Source organism: Enterococcus sp. S183_ASV_20 (assembly GCF_018919685.1).
In the GTDB taxonomy this organism is placed as follows: domain Bacteria; phylum Bacillota; class Bacilli; order Lactobacillales; family Enterococcaceae; genus Enterococcus; species Enterococcus faecalis.
The window spans coordinates 77,102-93,168 of record NZ_JAHLRI010000006.1 but is presented as its reverse complement, the minus strand read 5'-3'; the positions used below and the strand labels follow the sequence as shown (position 1 = coordinate 93,168).

Below are 16,067 nucleotides of genomic sequence, written 5' to 3'. Positions count from 1 at the left end.
AGATCAAGAGGAACTGATCCACTTGATCTCCAATTATTCTAAGATTTCTCTTTACCAACATCATTTGACAAAGAGCCCATTTTTGTCAACGCTGTTTTAATTGCTGAATTATACTATATAACTCTGTGTTATTTTAATACAAACTCAATTTCTGTTTTATCAGTAAAATTAGCTTCAAACTCAAATTGTTTTACTTGTTCATTCACGGCTAACTTTTTCGTAATGTGTTCTTTAATTTGTTCATTTGTAGCTGTTTTGATTGACAATCCATCTAAAAGAGTCATGATTTTGTCTTGTGCTGCCTTACCTTCTAATTCTAAATCAGCAGATTCATCTTCATACGTTGCTTCAATTGTTCCGTTCGATTTTATTTCATAGGTGAACTCAATTTCATTTTCGTCGTATTCGATTTCTACATCAATCTCTTGAAGACTGGCAACAGTTGGTGTCGGTGTGGTTAGTTCATTGTCTGCTGTTTCATGGTCTCCACCAACTTCAGGAGTTACGGTTTCCCACTTAAAGGTGCCAATTTTAGCTGTTGCTAGATAGGGATTATTAATGGTAATGACTTTCAATTGAAGGTCTGAATGGTTGGCGATATCTGTTAAAATCCCCAGAGCCTGATATGTATTTTGTGTAAAACGTGTCGCAATATTTTGCGCATCAATTGTGGAATAGCCTAATGTTTCCCAGGTGATTTGTTGCTTTAATTCCTGATGAACGGCTTGTACTGTCGCCGGCTCCAATTGAATGCCCGTTGCTTCTTTTAAGTCTTTCTTGGTAAAACTCATTACTTTTTCATGGTCTGATTGTGAAATTAAAGTAGCTGCTTCCATTGTGTTACTATGTACAAAAGGTGTGATTCCGATAGCTAAGACCATTCCTGCTGTTAATAAACTTGTTGTTATTTTTTTGTTTTTCATTTAAGACTTCCCTTCGTGTTCATTGTTATTTTGTTAACAAACATAGTATATCTTTTAATTACACATTAAGTCAACATTTATTTTTAATTTTAATTAAAAAATATTTGTTATTTTATAATAAAAGAACCTTGTTTCCCATAAAAACAAGGTTCTTTATCTAATCATTAATGTTTATTTCAGAACACGTTTTAAATAATATCCTGTGTAACTGTCTTTGACTTTAGCAACTTCTTCTGGTGTTCCTGTCGCCACGATCGTCCCACCACCGTCGCCACCTTCTGGCCCTAGATCAATCACATGATCCGCAGATTTGATGACATCCAAGTTATGTTCAATCACTAAAACGGTATTGCCCGCTTCCACTAAACGCTCTAATACTAGAAGCAATCGCGCAATATCATCGGTATGCAAGCCTGTTGTTGGTTCATCCAGAATATAAAAGTTTTTCCCATTAGAATTTTTATGAAGTTCACTCGCTAGCTTCATCCGCTGTGCTTCTCCACCAGATAAAGTAGTTGCTGGCTGCCCCAATGTCACATAGCCTAAGCCTACATCCACAATTGTTTGCAATTTACGATGAATTTTAGGGATATGTTTGAAAAATTCTACGGCATCTTCCACCGTCATATCTAAAATATCAGAAATGTTTTTGCCTTTATAATGAACTTCTAACGTCTCAGAATTATAACGTTTGCCATGACAAACTTCGCAAGGCACATAGACGTCAGGTAAAAAGTGCATTTCAATTTTGATGATACCATCCCCGCGACAAGCTTCACAACGGCCACCTTTGACGTTAAAACTAAAGCGGCCTTTTTTATAACCACGAACCTTGGCTTCATTTGTTTGGGCAAACAAATCGCGAATGTCATCAAAAACACTAGTATAAGTCGCTGGATTACTTCTTGGCGTTCGACCAATTGGACTTTGATCAATGTCAACAATCTTTTCAATGGCTTCATAACCAGTGATACTTTTGTGTTTCCCAGGTTTATTGGAATTACGATTTAATTTTTGGGCCAGTGCTTTTTTCAAAATTTGATTGACTAAAGTACTTTTCCCTGAACCTGAAACGCCTGTGACAGCAACAAATTCACCTAGCGGAAATTCAACACTGACATTTTTTAAATTATTTTCACTGGCACCAGTGACTTTGATCGCTTTGCCATTACCTTTGCGACGTTCTTTTGGTACAGGAATCACTTTTTTCCCAGAAAGATATTGTCCAGTCAATGAATGCGGATTTTTAGCAACCTCTTCCGGCGTACCAGCGGCTACAATTTCACCGCCCAGATGTCCAGCGCCAGGTCCCACATCAATCAAGTAATCCGAAGCCATCATTGTATCTTCATCGTGTTCCACCACAATTAATGTATTGCCTAAGTCCCGCATTTTTTTCAATGAGTCAATCAAGCGGTCGTTATCTCGTTGATGCAAACCAATTGATGGTTCATCTAAAATGTAAAGAACGCCTGATAAGTTTGATCCAATTTGTGTTGCTAAGCGAATTCTTTGTGCTTCTCCGCCAGAAAGTGTACCAGCAGCTCGACTTAAGGTTAAGTAATCTAACCCAACATTTTTTAAGAAGGTTAACCGATCTTCGACTTCTTTTAAAATTGGCCGAGCAATCGTTATTTCTTGTTCAGATAAAGACACACCTTCAAAAAATTGGACCGCATTTTTTATTGCTAATTCACTGACTTCACCAATGTGCGTGCCATTGATTTTTACAGCTAAAGCTTGCGGATTCAAACGATACCCTTGACAGCTTCGACAAGTCAATTCTGTCATGTATAACCGCATTTGATCTCGTGTAAAATCGCTATTTGTTTCATGATAACGTCGTTTAATATTTTTTAAAATACCTTCAAATGGTACTTCCACATCACGAACACCACCAAAGTCATTTTCATAATGAAAATGAAAGTTTTTCTCGCCAGAACCATTTAAAATAATTTCTTGTTGGTCTGCAGGTAATTCTTCAAACGGCGTATCCATATCAATCCCAAAACTGGTAGCTGCTTGCTCCAACATTTGTGGATAATATTGGGAACTAATAGGGTTCCACGGAACAATGGCTCCTTCTCTCAAGGTTTTAGTGGGATCTGGAATCACTAAGTCTTTGTCCACTTCTAATTTAACACCTAAACCATCACAATCGGGACAAGCGCCAAATGGTGCATTAAATGAAAACAAGCGCGGTTCCAATTCACCGACTGTGAACCCACAATAAGGACAAGCATAATGTTCACTAAACAACATCTCTTCTTGACCAATCACACCAACAATTGCGTAACCTTCAGCTAAACGCAAAGCCGCTTCAAACGAATCAAACAAGCGAGAGCGAATACCTTCTTTCACAACGATACGGTCAATCACAATCGCAATATCATGTTTTTTATTTTTTTCAAGTTCTGGTGCCTCACTAACATCATAGGTTTCACCATCCACCCGCATTCTGACATACCCTTCACGTTGGATCATTTCAAACACTTTTTTATGTTGGCCTTTTTTCTTGACCACAACAGGCGCCAAAATTTGAATTTTTGTTCGCTCTGGTAGCTCTAAGACTTTATCAACCATCTGTTCAACAGACTGACTGGTAATTTCAATATGATCGTTAGGACAAATTGGATGACCTACCCGAGCAAATAACAATCGTAAATAATCATTGATTTCCGTGACCGTCCCCACCGTTGAGCGCGGGTTTTTACTTGTCGTCTTTTGATCAATTGAAATAGCTGGACTTAAACCATCGATGCTGTCAACATCTGGTTTATCCATCTGTCCCAAAAATTGTCGCGCATAAGCAGAGAGACTCTCTACATAACGTCGTTGCCCTTCTGCGTAAAGCGTATCAAACGCTAATGAACTTTTGCCAGAACCAGATAGTCCAGTTACAACAACCATTTTGTCACGAGGAATCGTGACATCAATATTTTTTAAGTTATGGGCGCGTGCACCATGAATCACAATTTTATCATTTGCCATATATGTTCTCCTTTTACTAAATCTCTTACGTCAAATCATTTCAAGTCATTCTATAGAGAAAAGATTAGTAAAAGATACGATGGTTCATCGTATCTTTTACTTAATCCGTTGGTTGACTTATTTGGCAGCTTTCAATTCAAGAATGGTATCTCGTAATGTGGCTGCAGTTTCGAAGTCTAATGCTTTGGCCGCATCTTTCATTTCTCTTTCAAGTTTCATTAATAAATCAGCTTTTTCTTGTCTTGATAAATCTTCATATGATTTATCCAATTGAACCACTGTTTCATCTTTATCAGCTGTTTTGGAAATAGAAATCAAATCACGAATTTCTTTAATAATTGTTTTTGGTTCAATGCCATGTTCTTCATTATATGCTTCTTGGATTGCCCGACGTCGTGCCGTTTCATCCATAGCTCGTTGCATCGAATCGGTGATTTTATCTGCATACATAATGACTTTTCCTTCAGCGTTCCGGGCAGCCCGTCCCATCGTTTGCACTAATGAGCGTTCACTACGTAAGAAGCCTTCTTTATCCGCATCTAGAATCGCAATTAAGGAAACTTCTGGCACATCGATTCCTTCACGTAATAAGTTAATACCAATTAGAATATCAAATTCGCCTAATCGTAAATCGCGAATAATCTCCGTTCTTTCCAGTGTTTTTATATCACTATGCAAATATTTAACTTTTAAGCCTAATTCTTTGAAATAGTCGGTTAAATCTTCGGCCATTTTCTTCGTTAAGGTTGTGACAAACACTCGCTGATCTTTTTCGATCCGTTCATGAATTTCGCCCACCAAGTCATCAATTTGACCCATAATTGGGCGGATTTCTACTTCTGGATCTAGTAAACCTGTTGGTCGAATGATTTGTTGAACAACAGTCTCTGTTTGTTCCATTTCATAAGGGCCTGGTGTTGCCGATACATAAACAATTTGGTTTACATGTTGTTCAAATTCTTCTAAACGAAGCGGTCGGTTATCAAGTGCACTTGGTAAACGGAAACCATAGTCCACTAACATTTGTTTCCGTGCTCGGTCGCCATTATACATTCCTCTAATTTGCGGCATTGTTACATGAGACTCATCGATTACAAGTAAGAAGTCATCTGGGAAAAAGTCCAACAGCGTATATGGCGGTTCCCCTTCTTGGCGACCATCCATATGTCGAGAGTAATTCTCAATCCCTGACGTATAGCCCATCTCTCTCATCATCTCAATATCATAGTTGGTTCGCTGTTCCAAACGTTGAGCTTCCAATAATTTATTTTCACTGCGAAGCACTTTCAAACGTGCCTCTAATTCTTCTTGGATCTGCGATATGGCGTGTTCCATATGTTCTTCGTTCGTCACGAAGTGTGTTGCCGGAAAAATAGCGACATGCTCTGTTTCGCCGACAATTTCACCAGTTAACGCATCTACTTCACGAATTCGATCAATTTCGTCTCCGAAAAATTCAACACGTAGCGCATGCTCATCCCGTGAAGCTGGGAATATCTCAACCACATCACCGCGGACACGAAAACGCCCCCGTTGAAAATCAATATCATTTCGTTCGAATTGAATATCGACTAAGCTTTTTAGTAACTCATTACGATCCATTTCCATTCCCACACGTAATGAAACAACTTGTTGACTGTATTCCCGCGGATCCCCTAAACCAAAAATACAAGAAACTGATGCTACCACGATGACATCGTTTCGTTCCAATAAAGAACTTGTCGCTGAATGGCGTAGTTTATCAATTTCATCATTAATACTGGAATCTTTTTCAATATATGTATCACTTGAGGGTACATATGCTTCTGGTTGATAATAATCATAGTAACTGACAAAATACTCGACCGCATTATCTGGGAAAAATTCTTTAAATTCCCCGTATAATTGTCCAGCTAGTGTTTTATTATGTGCAATCACTAATGTTGGTTTGTTCACTTCTTGAATCACATTAGAGATTGTAAATGTTTTACCTGTTCCGGTCGCTCCAAGTAAAATTTGAGCTTTTTCTCCACCTTTGACACCGTCAACTAGTTCAGTAATAGCGGCTGGCTGATCTCCGGCAGGCTCATATTTAGAAGCCAAATGAAAGGTATTGGAAGTTTCTCTTTCGATCATTTATAACTCCCCCTCAAAGTGTCTAATTTCTCTTAAATTATCGGCCCATTCTGGCAGAATGTCCACTTATTAGTTTAACATACCGAACATATTTTCGCCACTTTTGCTGTTTCAGACTTCAACTGATCTTAATCTTTTGTTCTTAATTTCTATGTCACATTTTATAACATGTAATGTGAGGAAATTAGAGTTTTTTTCTCTTTTTAGCGTTCAAATACTTGTCAGCTTCCTATTTCTTACTATATAATTGTTCAATATGCAAAACTAGGAGGTATTTTATGAAAAGGAAACACTTTTTACTTTCTTTCTTTGTGATGATGGTAACTCTGCTAACATTCATTAGTGGCACTTCAGCACATGCAGAAGGAAAGAAATATACAATTGGAACGGATTTAACATTCGCCCCTTTTGAATTCCAAGACTCAAAAGGAAAATACATTGGTATTGACGTTGATTTATTAGATGCGATTGCCAAAGATCAAGGTTTTGAAGTGGATTTAAAACCATTAGGCTTCGATAGTGCAGTCCAAGCGATTCAATCTAAACAAATTGATGGCATGATTGCTGGAATGAGTATTACGGATGAGCGAAAAAAATCCTTTGATTTTTCAGATCCATACTTCGATAGTGGTTTACAATTAGCGGTTAAAAAAGGAAACGACAAAATTAAATCATATGATGATTTAAAAGGCAAAACGGTTGCGGCTAAAGTTGGAACTGAAAGTGCCAATTTCCTTGAAAAAAATAAAGAGAAATATGACTACACTATCAAAAATTTTGACGATGCAACGGGTCTTTATAAAGCCTTAGAAAACGGTGAAGCGGATGCAATCGTTGATGATTATCCTGTATTGGGCTACGCAGTTAAAAATGGTCAAAAATTACAATTAGTTGGCGATAAAGAAACAGGCAGTTCTTATGGTTTCGCAGTGAAAAAAGGTCAAAACCCTGAATTAATCAAAAAGTTCAACGCTGGTTTGAAAAATCTTAAAGACAATGGTACTTATGATAAAATTTTAAACAACTACTTAGCGACAGGCGATGAAACAAACACACAAGACGCTGGCGAACAGATGAAAAAAATCACTCCTAAAAAAGAGAAATATGTGATTGCTAGTGATTCTACATTTGCTCCGTTTGAGTTTCAAAATGCCCAAGGCGATTATGTCGGAATTGATGTAGATTTAGTCAAACGTGCAGCTGAATTGCAAGGTTTTACTGTTGAATTTAAATTTATTGGTTTTAGTTCTGCTGTCCAAGCTGTTGAATCTGGTCAAGCAGATGGGATGGTTGCAGGCATGACGATTACGGATGATCGTAAAAAAGCCTTCGACTTCTCTGTTCCTTACTTTGATAGCGGTATTCAAATTGCGGTCAAAAAAGGCAATGACAAAATTAAATCGTATGATGATTTAAAAGGCAAAAAAGTCGGCGTAAAAATTGGTACTGAAAGTGCTGATTTCTTAGAAAAAAATAAAAAGAAATATGATTACTCAATTAAGTATTTAGACACAACTGATGCATTATACAGTGCATTAGAAATTGGCGAAGTTGATGCCATGATGGATGATTATCCTGTCATTGGCTACGGGGTTGCGCAAAATCAACCACTAGCGACACCAATTCCTCGTGAAAAAGGTGGTTCTTACGGTTTTGCTGTCAAAAAAGGGCAAAATCCTGAACTACTTGAAATGTTTAACGAAGGCTTAAAAGAAATGAAACGTACAGGTGAATACGATAAAATTATCGGCACTTACGTAAAAGATGGCAACGAAGCCAAAGAAGAAACAGCTGACGAATCTACGTTTGTTGGCTTCATGCAAAACAACTGGAAACAATTGTTACACGGTTTATGGATGACGATTCTATTAACGTTGATTTCCTTCGTACTTGCTTTAATTGTCGGCGTTATTTTTGGGCTATTCAGCGTTTCACCAATCAAAGCATTACGTGTACTTTCAACCATTTATGTTGATTTAATTCGCGGAATTCCTTTAATGGTCTTAGCGTTCTTCATCTATTTCGGATTACCTGGTGTGCTTGGCTTTAATATCCCGGTCTTCATTGCTGGGATTATCACATTAACTTTAAATGCCAGTGCCTATATTTCTGAAATTGTGCGCGGCGGAATCAAAGCTGTTCCAGTTGGCCAAATGGAAGCTTCAAGAAGTTTAGGTCTTTCCTATAATCGGACAATGCAAAAAATTATTTTACCACAAGCGATTCGCATTATGATTCCTTCATTCATTAACCAATTTGTTATTTCATTGAAAGATACAACTATCCTTTCAGCAATTGGCTTAATCGAACTACTACAAACAGGAAAAATTATTGTTGCTCGGACATTACAAAGTACAATGGTTTACTTCGTTATTGCGTTAATCTACTTAATTTTAATTACTAGTTTAACTAAATTAGCGAAAAACCTTGAAAAGAAGGTGAACTAATATGACTGAAAAAATCTTAGTTGAACATTTAGTAAAAAAATATGGTGACAACACGGTCTTAAACGACATTAATGTTTCTATTAACGAAGGCGACGTAGTCTGCGTCATCGGTCCTTCTGGTTCTGGTAAAAGTACTTTTTTACGTTGCTTGAATCAATTAGAAGAAGCTTCTAGCGGAGACATTATTATTGATGGTGCGAACTTGACAGATAAAAATACGGACATCAACCAAGTCCGTCAACATATCGGCATGGTTTTCCAACATTTCAATTTGTTTCCACACTTATCTATTTTAGAAAATATTGTTTTAGCACCAACCGATTTAGGTCGCTTGTCAAAAGATGAAGCGGAGAAAAAAGCGTTAGAACTTTTAGAACGTGTTGGGTTGGCAGATAAAAAAGATGCCTATCCAGATTCTTTATCTGGTGGTCAAAAACAACGTGTCGCAATTGCACGTGCGTTAGCGATGAATCCTGATATTATGCTTTTCGATGAGCCAACATCAGCTCTTGATCCAGAAATGGTTGGCGATGTTCTTGGTGTAATGAAAGATTTAGCAAAACAAGGAATGACAATGGTCATCGTTACTCACGAAATGGGCTTTGCAAAAGAAGTGGCTAATCGAGTAATGTTCATTGATGGCGGTAACTTCCTAGAAGATGGTTCGCCAGAGCAAGTCTTTGAAAATCCTCAAAACCCTCGAACAAAAGATTTCTTAGATAAAGTATTAAATATTTAAACAAAAGCACTTGGCGCGCGCTAGCGCCCAAGTGCTTTATTTTATGATTAAATTGTTTCCGTGACAGAGACAGATTGAACGTGCCCTTTTTCTTTTAAGAGATGGTGCAAGTTGGAATGCCAGAAATCTTCTTTGCCTACATAAGAGATCTTTGCTGTCACTGCCTCTTGTTCGGATTCCAAAGTCAATTCTACTAAGCGCTCCCCTTTTTCTAAAGAAGCTTGAAGTTGTTCATGCAGTCGGCTTTCTTTAATCATGGGTTCCTTCATTTTTACGATAAGCTGCAATCGTTTTAGAGGAGTTTTTCGTTTAAAATGGGCCAGAGCTAATACTAGCAAAGTCGCCACGAGATTGATAAACGCAATGGTTAAAAAGCCCATCCCAATGACTAAACCAATAATAGTAACATTTCACATCATTACTGCTGTCGTTAACCCAGAGACTTTCCTTTCTCTAAAAACGATAATCCCCGCACCGAGAAAGCCTACACCACTAATCACTTGGGCGCCATATCGTGTAATATCCATAGAAATAATGGACGCCAAGGCGCTATTTTGTTTCACCACATCGACTAAAATATCCACCGATTGAATCTGTAAAATGGAAATCGTACAAGAGGCCAAACATAAAATGGCATTACTACTGATACCGAAGCCTTTTCTTTTAATACTTCTTTCTAACCCAATCAAAGCTCCAAAAACAACGGCTAGAGCCATCCGAATGACAACGTCGGTGAGAGAAAGTTCAATCATTTTTAAAGAATTCATCGCTTTCTCTCCTTTCTTGCAAGTGACTATTTGACTTATTTTGTATTAACTAATAAACGCAAGCCATTAAAAATGACCACTAAGGTACTTCCTTCATGAATAAGTACGCTAAATGCGATATTCGCAATACCTAAAAAGTTCAAGATAATTAACGTTGCTACCACTAACATTGAAAAAATAATATTTTGCTGCACAATTTTATTCAAGCGTTTTGAGACACGGTGAGCATAGCCTAATTTAGAAAGATCATTTTTCATCACTACCACGTCTGCAACATCGATAGCAATGTCTGTACCATCCCCCATCGCCACTCCGATATCAGCATTCACTAAAGCGGGCGCATCGTTAATGCCATCACCAACCATCCCTGTCATTCCTACTTCGCGTTTTAATTGATCAACAATCGCTGATTTTTCCTCAGGTAAAACATTAGCAAAAACTTGGTCCACGCCTACTAAGCGACCAACTGCTTCACCCGTAAGTTTTGCATCTCCTGTAATCATTGTTGTTTCAATATTTTGTGACTTGAAATAGTGAATGGCGTTCATTGCTTCTTCATTAGGAACATCCATCAATGCCACTAAACCAATCACTTGTTCATTTTCGGCAAAGTACACTACCGTTTTGCCTTCACTCGCTAATTTCGTTGTTTGTTTCTCAATGATTGTTGGCACTTGTTCGAAACTAGATGGTTTACCAATTCTAAAAGTTGTGTCTACAATGGTCGTTACTAAACCCACCCCGACAATATTTTCTACTTCTAAATTTAAAGCCGTTGTTTCTGCTTCAAAGCGATTAACAATCGCCGTCGCCAATGGATGATTGGATTTTTTCTCCATATTTGTTAAAACAGCTACTAATTCGTCTTGGCGATCTTCTAAGCCATCAACAAAAAGATAATCTGTTACCTCAGGTTTGCCTTTTGTTAGTGTGCCTGTTTTATCAAAAGCGAGTGCTTTCACTTCAGCTAAATTTGATAAGAATGAGCCACCTTTAAACAAAACGCCTTGTTTCGCTAAATTGGAAATTCCTGATAAAGTTGCCGGAACGGCACTCGCTGCTAATGCACAAGGGGAGGCAGCAATTAAGAAGACCAAGCCTCTGTAAAAACTTTCAGCCCAAGTCAATTGGAAAAGCAATGCGCCACCTAAAACAATTAGTGGAAAAACTGCTAAAACTAGTGTGACATATTTCGGTTCAAATCGTTTAATTTTGCTTGCAATTTCTGATTGATTTTCTTGTGATTGGTTCACGAGCTGTACGATTTTTGCAAAAACTGTTTCTGAACTATCTTTCGTTACTTCAACAACAATTGTGCCTGAACCGTTCATGGTACTACCAAAAACTGGGTCCCCACTATTTTTTTCTTTGGGAATACTTTCCCCATTAATAGATGATTCATCCACAGCGGTACTTCCTTCAATCACGACGCCATCTGTCGGAATTTGCGCACCATTGAGGACTTGCACGCGGTCACCAATCTTCAATTGTTCAACTGACACAGTTTGAATTGAGCCGTCGTCTGTTATCAGGCGAGCTTCTGTTGGATTTAAATTTAATAGTTTTGTAATTTCACGTTGGCTTTTGCCTTGGGCATAATCTTCAAGGAAATGCGCCGCCGCAAAAATCAAAATCAACAATGCTGATTCTTCAAAACTTCCCATTAATGCTGAACCAACTGCAGCTAAGGTCATTAACAAATGAATATTAGGCGAAAACTTTCGATTGTTTTTCGTATCCCGATACGTATCTCCAAAGCCTTCCCCAATAATATGATAACCAGCTAAAATAGCAGCTAATGAGAAAAGAATATTTTTCACTAAGAGCATGTTCCCTAAAAATAAACCGATAAAGAAAAGAGCCAATCCTGTAAAAAAGAGAATAACTGGAACGTTTTTACCTTTTTCTTCATGTGTGTGTGCACCTGTTTGTTTTGACATTGTTATGCGCCTCCTAATTAATGTTTTTCTATTCATATGAATGTATATTCATATTATAAAACACTTGGTTGGTTTTGTAAAGACTTAAACACAAAGACAAGCGATGATTCTATTCGATAGGATCACCGCTTGTCTTTGTCGATTCTTTTTGTTGTTGATATTTTTCTTCTTGAATAGTCAATAATGATTGCGTTAAATTGACCCAATCAATCGAACGAGGTGGATCCAGCCAAACCATAACTTTACTCTGTTCTTCTTGATACAAGTTATTTAAATTGGTAATCACCACATCTGGTAAGGTATCTGATAACGGGTCAATAATTTCTACATTTAAATTCACATAGACGGATAAATTTTTTTTGATGAATTGGTTATACTCTTTTCCATAAGAAAAATCAATTAGGACCTTGGCTGGCTCTGCAATTAAATGAACCGGAACATGATTAATTAGCAACAATAGATAGTGAAAAAACAAACAGTGATTGGCTTTCGCAATTTTTTTATGTTTTGCTGTTAACCAACGAATATATTCAATTAAATAAAAATAAAATTCCGGATATGTTTGCTTAAAAAACTGTAAATCCATTTCAAAATCGTCAAACATATTAATCGGAAAGTAAATAACATTGAAATGAATAATTGCTAACCCTTCTTCTAGAGTATTCCTTGTTGACTCCTCTAAACAATTAAATGCTTTTTCAAAACTTCCAATGAAAACACGAGTTAGGCTTTCAATCATAGGATCTTCGTGAATGACATATTTTTTCTCTAGTTTGCCATGCAAATACAAGAAAAAAACAATCGTATACGTTAATGATTTTGAGGACAATGCCCATTCCACTTGTGATTTTTTTATTAGTTCCTCTGAAAATGTATTCAGTGCGCGCGTATCGATCCCTTCCACCGCACGTCCTTCGTTGTTAATCATAATAGCTAAATAATGGAAAAAATTGCGTCGCTCATAGGTGGTGAAAGTATAGTTTAACTCAACAGACTGTAATACACGTTTCGCTTCATTATAGACTTTTACCGAATATAGTTCGGAAATTGGTTGATTGGAAAGCGTGAACAATTTATACAAAAAAAATGAAATTGCTTTTTGATTGCCGACAATTTCCCGCTTACTAAAATAGATCTGATACTCCTTTAAGGCTTTTTTTAGCCGCTGTAAGGTACTATACGCCACAGAGGTGCTGACATGATTACATTCAGCAAACTTTGTCAAACTATAATTTCCTCTAAAGTAAGACAACACTAATTTAAAAGAGAGCGATTCTGTTAAGTATTTCGTGAGCAAAAGTTTACTTGAATAGTTTCCATCAATTTCAAGTGTAACATCTACATCAGAAACGACTAAAGTTAAGCTGTCGCTTAACTTTAGATTGTCAATATCTGCTTTTAATTTTTCTAATGTTTTTTTGACTAAAAAATTCGACATTGATAATTCTTCGCGAAGTGCAATAAAAGTACCTGATAGCGTGGGACTTTCTTCTAAATGCCTTAGCAAGGAATAACTTCGTTGATCTTCTTTATTTAAAAAAATTTCATAATTCATCATTTATCAGTTCTTTCTCCCATAAATAGCCGTTCCTACTAATTCCCGTATGAAATTCAAGTAAAAAGTGTTTTGCCCCTCCGTTCCAGCACCGCCTGTGCTATTTGGTACAATGGTGATATGGCTAGCATCAAATAATTCATCCGTGAAAAATACTTGATGCTGACTTTTCTTGGAAGAAGGCCTTTCTTCATTTGTTTTTGGATTATTGGTTGTCACTTCTTTTTTACTAACGTCTTCGCTACTTTCTTCCGCTTGCGTTTCGCTAGTAATAGTACTTTCATTTGTTTCTTCCATTTTTTCTGGTGTGCCAGTATTCTCAATCGGATAAATTTCTTCTGTTGGATTGGTCGGATTATAAATTGGATTCCGTTCTTCTGCTGCTTGCACATTGGTTACTTGAAAAAACGAGAGTAACAATGTACTCCATAATAGTAAATGTTTGTATTTATCCATTTTTCTCACATATATTGCCAAATACTTTAGCTACATAACAAAACAAAAAATATAACTAGTAAAGTGGTATCAGACGATATTTAACAATACTCCTTCTTATTATTTCTTTTTTTGAGTTAGGTTTGTTGAATAAACTGCATGTTTGATAAGTAAAAACAAACAAAAACGTTGCCGATAATCAAATCAAAAATTAACTACTCTTTATATTTCTCTTTCGTTTTTTTCCTGTTTCTTTTTTCGCCAAATCAACCAGGTAATGATTAAAATCACTATCAATAAAAGTAGTAAGCCAATCATCAAATATAAATTCGAATGATTTTCTTTTAAGGTGACATCTTTTTCATTTAATTCTTTGGCAACTTTGCCATTAATTGTAAAGTCTTTTTCAAATTGCCATTGATTTCTAAAAGATATCGATTCATTGTTTATTGATTTTTTAAATGAGCCTGCAGCATCTTTATTCCCAACAACGGTCATAGACAAATGGTAATCTCCTGGCTTAAGCGGTTGCCCTTTTAGCGCAATGGGAACAGAAAAATTGGTATTTGGTGCAATTTGCATGTTTGCTTTTTCCTCTTTATATAAAACTTCTTCATGCCCCTTTTTGGTAATCTCTGCCGAAAATGCAACTTGGTTAATATATGTTTTTTGATCATTTTGTAGATTGACTAAAATCACATTTCTAGCATTAATCTGTCCTGGTGAGACTTTTTTCAAAAGTAAATTCGGCTCAACCTTTTTTTTATTTTGTTGCATCAATAATGCAACGACATACGAATATTCATTTTTAATGGATAACCCCTGACTCTTATCGTCTTGGCGTTTGCCTTCATCCGACGTTTCTTCTTTAAAAGTGATACCACTAGCTAACACTCCATCAAAGGGTGTATTAGGCATTTTGACGTTAATAGAAACCGTTTGTTCACTTTTCGGTTTTAAACGAACTGAGCTAGGGTATTGAACGTAGTCTTTTATATCAAACGCTAAGCTTTGATCTTTTTTCCCCTTATTTTCACCATACTCCACGATTACATTTGAATTGGTAATGGCACTATTGATGGAAATACCTACCTTTACTTCTTTATCTGTATCATTGCGCAAGTTCACTTTCAACTCAGTTTCTTCATTTGGTGCTAGTAATAAATCAAAGTAAGTTTTTTCTTTATCTACTTGTTTTTCTGATGGAATAGGCGTAACCGCGAAATTAAATTCACTGGCAAAACCATTGCTAGGTACTAACGCTAAAAGAATTAGTAGTATCGGAAAAAAAAGAAATCGTTGTTTTTTTCTGTTCAAATTATTTACTCCTTTTCTATATGTAGTGAATAGCAGGTAACCATGTTCCCCGCTATTCTTCTTTTTAAAATTCGTCTAATTTCCTGGAGCGTCTGTCAACGTCCATGTTAATTTTGTGGCGTATTTTTCAGCGTATTTGGTTGTAGAACCTGGAACAGTTAACTCAATACTTTTAGCAGCTGTAGTTGCATCTGTTCCCCAATCAAATAAATAAGTTCCTGCACCGTTTCCTTTCGCTGCGCTCATTACATCTGATTGACTACCATCTGAATTCAACGTGATTGTGGCTGGGCCTGTTGGTTTACCTGAATCTGAAGCAGTCACTACATTTCCGTTTTTAAACGTGATAGCTGCCCCAGTCAATTCTTTACCAGAAGTTGATTTAAATTGTCCTTCTTGTTTCACTTTTAATGACCAGCCAGCTTCGGTTCCACGGTTATCTGTTACTTGGACATAGTTAGGCCCTTCTTTGACTTCATCGGTTGCGCCTACCGTCTTGTATTTTTGGGTAGCAGCAAAATAAGTCTGATCCTTCGACGTGATTTTTTGAACACCGAAGTCTAGACTTGACGCATAATCAATTGACAACGGACCGTTTGTTCCTGGATTAGGACCTTCAGGATCTGTTGGGTCAATAGGATCAACTGGATTAGTTGGATCCGTTGGGTCAACCGGATTAGTTGGCTCTTCACTTGGTGTAAATTCTACGATACCATTAGATGTATAACTACCGCCATCTTCTGCAAAGGTTTGAGAAGTCATGCCTAAGCTCCCTAAAATAAATGTGGATAAACATACTGTTGTTACTTTTTTCATTTTCTTTTCTCCATTCTTTTCT

Annotated in this window: 10 protein-coding genes and 1 pseudogene; 2 read left to right on the top strand and 9 right to left on the bottom strand. The window is 36.9% G+C overall.

The window, feature by feature from the left end; all coding sequences use genetic code 11:
* Window positions 1-128: 128 nt before the first annotated feature.
* The 3 genes from KQI94_RS04000 to uvrB form a co-directional block, all read right to left on the bottom strand.
* Window positions 129-923, bottom strand: a complete 795-nt coding sequence (locus tag KQI94_RS04000; RefSeq protein ID WP_002366200.1) for a YusW family protein — start codon at window positions 921-923, stop codon at window positions 129-131.
* A gap of 171 nt (window positions 924-1,094) precedes the next feature.
* The gene (uvrA, locus tag KQI94_RS03995) at window positions 1,095-3,914 is read right to left on the bottom strand and encodes an excinuclease ABC subunit UvrA (RefSeq protein WP_002403929.1); all 2,820 of its coding nucleotides are present in this window, start codon (window positions 3,912-3,914) and stop codon (window positions 1,095-1,097) included.
* Between the two features lie 117 nt (window positions 3,915-4,031).
* Window positions 4,032-6,029 (bottom strand): excinuclease ABC subunit UvrB, encoded by a 1,998-nt coding sequence (uvrB, locus tag KQI94_RS03990; RefSeq protein ID WP_115357850.1) that lies wholly within the window; start codon window positions 6,027-6,029, stop codon window positions 4,032-4,034.
* Window positions 6,030-6,307: 278 nt separating this feature from the next.
* Here uvrB and KQI94_RS03985 point away from each other — a divergent pair, with 278 nt between their 5' ends.
* Together KQI94_RS03985 and KQI94_RS03980 are read left to right on the top strand one after the other, a co-directional pair.
* Window positions 6,308-8,476: an amino acid ABC transporter substrate-binding protein/permease gene (locus tag KQI94_RS03985; protein WP_002355617.1), complete on the top strand. Its 2,169-nt coding sequence runs from the start codon at window positions 6,308-6,310 to the stop codon at window positions 8,474-8,476.
* Between the two features lies 1 nt (window position 8,477).
* Complete coding sequence (locus KQI94_RS03980; protein ID WP_002355616.1) at window positions 8,478-9,215, top strand: amino acid ABC transporter ATP-binding protein; 738 nt, start codon at window positions 8,478-8,480, stop codon at window positions 9,213-9,215.
* 47 nt (window positions 9,216-9,262) lie between these two features.
* Here the strand turns inward: KQI94_RS03980 and KQI94_RS16765 are convergent.
* From KQI94_RS16765 to KQI94_RS03950, 6 genes and pseudogenes are all read right to left on the bottom strand, one after another.
* Window positions 9,263-9,982, bottom strand: a pseudogene (locus KQI94_RS16765) (MgtC/SapB family protein).
* A gap of 35 nt (window positions 9,983-10,017) precedes the next feature.
* Window positions 10,018-11,922 (bottom strand): heavy metal translocating P-type ATPase, encoded by a 1,905-nt coding sequence (locus KQI94_RS03970; RefSeq protein ID WP_002384955.1) that lies wholly within the window; start codon window positions 11,920-11,922, stop codon window positions 10,018-10,020.
* A gap of 109 nt (window positions 11,923-12,031) precedes the next feature.
* Window positions 12,032-13,480 carry a helix-turn-helix domain-containing protein gene (locus KQI94_RS03965; RefSeq protein WP_002384953.1) on the bottom strand — a complete coding sequence of 483 codons (1,449 nt, stop codon included), beginning with the start codon at window positions 13,478-13,480 and terminating at the stop codon, window positions 12,032-12,034.
* A gap of 3 nt (window positions 13,481-13,483) precedes the next feature.
* A complete protein-coding gene (locus KQI94_RS03960) occupies window positions 13,484-13,933 on the bottom strand; it encodes a hypothetical protein (protein WP_002381257.1) in 450 nt (149 codons plus the stop codon).
* 201 nt (window positions 13,934-14,134) lie between these two features.
* Window positions 14,135-15,229: a DUF916 and DUF3324 domain-containing protein gene (locus tag KQI94_RS03955; RefSeq protein ID WP_002384952.1), complete on the bottom strand. Its 1,095-nt coding sequence runs from the start codon at window positions 15,227-15,229 to the stop codon at window positions 14,135-14,137.
* A gap of 75 nt (window positions 15,230-15,304) precedes the next feature.
* Entirely contained in the window at window positions 15,305-16,045 is a 741-nt protein-coding gene (locus tag KQI94_RS03950; protein ID WP_002384951.1) for a WxL domain-containing protein, read from the bottom strand.
* Window positions 16,046-16,067 lie beyond the last annotated feature (22 nt).

What these genes read in the sequence shown, in the direction of transcription:
- KQI94_RS04000 (WP_002366200.1), bottom strand. Translation starts at nt 923, where the DNA reads ATGAAAAACAAAAAAATAACAACAAGTTTATTAACAGCAGGAATGGTC.
- uvrA (WP_002403929.1), bottom strand. Translation starts at nt 3,914, where the DNA reads ATGGCAAATGATAAAATTGTGATTCATGGTGCACGCGCCCATAACTTA.
- uvrB (WP_115357850.1), bottom strand. Translation starts at nt 6,029, where the DNA reads ATGATCGAAAGAGAAACTTCCAATACCTTTCATTTGGCTTCTAAATAT.
- KQI94_RS03985 (WP_002355617.1), top strand. Translation starts at nt 6,308, where the DNA reads ATGAAAAGGAAACACTTTTTACTTTCTTTCTTTGTGATGATGGTAACT.
- KQI94_RS03980 (WP_002355616.1), top strand. Translation starts at nt 8,478, where the DNA reads ATGACTGAAAAAATCTTAGTTGAACATTTAGTAAAAAAATATGGTGAC.
- KQI94_RS03970 (WP_002384955.1), bottom strand. Translation starts at nt 11,922, where the DNA reads ATGTCAAAACAAACAGGTGCACACACACATGAAGAAAAAGGTAAAAAC.
- KQI94_RS03965 (WP_002384953.1), bottom strand. Translation starts at nt 13,480, where the DNA reads ATGATGAATTATGAAATTTTTTTAAATAAAGAAGATCAACGAAGTTAT.
- KQI94_RS03960 (WP_002381257.1), bottom strand. Translation starts at nt 13,933, where the DNA reads ATGGATAAATACAAACATTTACTATTATGGAGTACATTGTTACTCTCG.
- KQI94_RS03950 (WP_002384951.1), bottom strand. Translation starts at nt 16,045, where the DNA reads ATGAAAAAAGTAACAACAGTATGTTTATCCACATTTATTTTAGGGAGC.